Source organism: Pseudomonas sp. HMWF021 (assembly GCF_003061005.1).
In the GTDB taxonomy this organism is placed as follows: domain Bacteria; phylum Pseudomonadota; class Gammaproteobacteria; order Pseudomonadales; family Pseudomonadaceae; genus Aquipseudomonas.
This window is the reverse complement of sequence record NZ_QAIK01000004.1, coordinates 1-3,182: the sequence shown is the minus strand read 5'-3', so window position 1 is coordinate 3,182 and position 3,182 is coordinate 1. Positions and strand designations below refer to the sequence as shown.

General features: G+C 57.3%; 2 protein-coding genes and 1 pseudogene. 1 reads left to right on the top strand and 2 read right to left on the bottom strand.

Going from position 1 to position 3,182, the window contains the following annotated elements:
- Nucleotides 1–243 (bottom strand): annotated as a pseudogene (locus DBR18_RS00345) (gluconate 2-dehydrogenase subunit 3 family protein); the annotation flags it as partial.
- Nucleotides 244–549: 306 nt separating this feature from the next.
- Between DBR18_RS00345 and DBR18_RS00340 the strand changes: the two are divergent.
- Nucleotides 550–1,194 carry a dual specificity protein phosphatase family protein gene (locus DBR18_RS00340; protein WP_108588847.1) on the top strand — a complete coding sequence of 215 codons (645 nt, stop codon included), beginning with the start codon at nt 550–552 and terminating at the stop codon, nt 1,192–1,194.
- Here the strand turns inward: DBR18_RS00340 and DBR18_RS00335 are convergent, their stop codons facing one another.
- Nucleotides 1,195–3,177: a M3 family metallopeptidase gene (locus DBR18_RS00335; RefSeq protein WP_256588475.1), complete on the bottom strand. Its 1,983-nt coding sequence runs from the start codon at nt 3,175–3,177 to the stop codon at nt 1,195–1,197.
- Nucleotides 3,178–3,182 lie beyond the last annotated feature (5 nt).

Here is a 3,182-nt window from a genome sequence, read left to right as displayed (position 1 = left end):
GGGAATAAGGTGCGCCACGGCGGCGTTGATGAAGGCCCATTCTTCGGCGGTGAAATAGCTCGGCTGGTAGGCACTGGCTTCGGTTTTCGCCGGGGCTGCTGCGGGCGTCGCCGGGGAGGCTTGAGGCGCAGCTTGCAACACGCTGCTGCCCAGACCTGTACCGGCGAGGGTGACCACGGGAATCAGGGTCAGGGATTTGCGCAAGAACTCACGCCGTGGGTTGTCTCGATCTGCATCAGACATGGAAGTACACCTCATCAGGCATTGATGGTTGTCCGTTTCTGCGAACGGCTTGAGCATTTTTTCGTTGCGGCGAATGGCCCGTTTGACCGGGAAAAGGGGGACGCCTGCAACATCGTGTGACAAATGGTAGCAGCCTAATCATCGGGATGAACCGATTCAGCGGAAAAACCCCCGGTTTTTTTACGCAGCGTTCAATGAAATCGTGCGGATTCACGATTCTTTGACAAGTGCCTCACAGGGCTTTGACCCTCAGACGTAGAAGCTGCGGGATCTCTCATTGATGAATCCCGATACGGTCAACCCAGCATGTCCCGAATGCGCCTTTTCCCTGCTTTGTGTTTGTCGCTTGTCGCCCTGTTGCACTTGATGCCGGCACAGGCTGATGCCGCTGCACCCTCGCGTCCCCCAGAGTGGGCGCAACCGGTTGAGGCGCAATACAACCTGTTCCAGATGTCACCAACGCTTTACCGCAGCGCCTTGCCCGACGGCGGCGTGGTTCCGTTGCTGAAGAATCTCAAAGTGGCGACGGTGATCAACTTCCTCCCGGAAGCCGACAGCAGCTGGTTGTCCGAGCCGGGCATCAATCAAGTGCAACTGCCTTATCGCACCAACCATGTCGATGACGCCGATGTGCTCAAGACGTTGCGCGCGATTCAGACAGCCGAAGCCAACGGCCCGGTATTGATGCACTGCAAGCACGGTTCCGACCGCACCGGCCTGATGGCGGCGATGTACCGGATTGTGGTGCAGGGCTGGAGCAAGGAAGACGCGCTGAATGAAATGACGCAGGGTGGTTTCGGTGAGAGTGGCCATTTCAAGGATGGCGTGCGTTACGTGATGCAGGCTGATGTCGACAAACTGCGCACCGCGCTGGCCAACGGCGATTGCAGCACCAGCGCATTTGCCACCTGCTCGATGAAGAGCTGGTTCCAGTCGGTCAACCTCAAGTAGTCAATCTGTGCCGCCGCAGGGTGGTGTATTGCCTGCATCGACCGGATGCTTCAAAAACGCCTGCGCCGCGCTCAGTAACGATTGCGCATCGCCAGGTGAAAAGAAGGTTTCCCGAAACGCCCGGCCGGTTTCAGGATTGAACACCCATTGCTGCTCAAACTGTTTGAACACCTCGGTTGCCAGCACGCCGGACCAGAGATAGGCGTACACCATCGCCTGGTAACCGGTCACTATGTAGTCGAAACCGTTGGCGAGCAGGTAACTCTGGGGCAATTTCAATTGCGGGATTTGCCGTTGCACGTCTTCGAATACCTGAGCGACATCGCGACCATCGCCATGGCTTGTGTGCAATTCGAAGTCCAGCAAGGCGAGGGTGAGCTGGTTCGTGGTCTCTGCGGTCGCTTGCGTTTGCAGGGCTGCCAATGCCGCATCGACCTGCGCCTCGCCCAAGCGCTCGCCAGTGGAATGATGCGCCCCCAACCACATCAGAAACTCTCGGGACTGACACCAGCCCTCGAACAGTTGCCCTGCGAACTCCGCTGTCGGACGTGCCAATTGGCTGATGCCGGAGAGACCATGATGGGGCGAGCGCGTCAGGATGTGCTGCAGGCAATGACCGAATTCATGGAACAACACCCGCAAATCAAGGTGGCTGAGCAGGCACGGCTGGTCATCGGCCGGGGGTGTGAAATTGCAGGTCATCAGGGCGATGGGCAGTACTGGCCGTCCTTCGGCGGTGATCCGACGATTACGCAGCGTGAAGGTGCCGGCGAAATCCAGTTCGTCGTTGCGCTTGAACGGATCAAGGTAGAAATGACCGAGCGTTTGTCCATGTTCGCTGATTTCGAATAAAAGGACGTGATCGTGCCAGCGCTCGAAGTCGCGCAGCTGGACAATCTGCACGCCGAACATGCGCTCAGAGAACAGACATAGTCGGCGCAGTGTGTCCTCCAGCCGCAAGTAGTTGCGCAATTCATTCAGTGCGTCACCGAAACGCTGCTCACGCAATTGCTCGACGAGGTATTTCTGATCCCAACCCTGCACATCAGTAATGCCACGGTCGCGGGCGAATGTATTGAGTGCCTCGGTGTCCTTCAGGCGCGCCGGTTTGCTCAATGCAATTTGCCGCTCTATGAACGCCTTGATTTTCGAGGTTGAACCACCGGGCAACGAGGCCTGACGCAGTTGCGCGAAGTTATCGAAACCCAGTAGTCGGGCTTTCTGTCGACGCAACCTGAGCAACGCCTCCAGTACGGGGGCGTTGTCGTGATTACCGGAGTGCGGACCTTGATCGGAGGCGCGGGTGAACCAGGCGATGAAATACTCTTCGCGTAATGCACGGTTGTGCGCATACGTCATGATCTGTTGGTAAGTGTTGGAATTCAGCGGGATCAGCCAGCCGTCATACCCAGCCGTTTTGGCCAATCGTGCGAAATGCTGTTGCGCTGTTGAGGGAAGACCTTCAAGCAGCATGTTGTCATCAACGTGTTTGTGCCACTGGGCGCTGTCCTTTTCCAGGTTATCCAGGAATTGCTCTTGCAACTGATTGATCTTGCTATTCAGGCCGGCCAGTTCTTGTTGCCGCTCAGGGGGTAATCCGATTCCGGAGAGGCGAAACTCACGAAGAATTTTCGCCAATGCCGCTTGCCGAGCGGCATCGAAGTTGCGCGCGATCGAACTCTTCTCAAGGTTCTGATACGCAAGAAACAACCCCCGGTGCGCCTTCTTCCACGCTGTGTAATCCTCGACAACCGTATTGCAGGCGGTTACAGCGCTTTGCCAAACCGTGTCGCCGGTTTTGACCATCGATAGCACTTCAATCAGTGAAGTCGCCTCTTCCAGGCGCGCATCGGTTTCATCGACCGCCAGCACCAGATCATCCCAATTGGGCATGTCGGTCTGTGTGGAGACGATGTCGCTGATGGTCTGGCGGTTGGTGGCTGTGATGGCGGTGATAGCGGGCAGCAAATGTTCGGCGCGCACGCGGG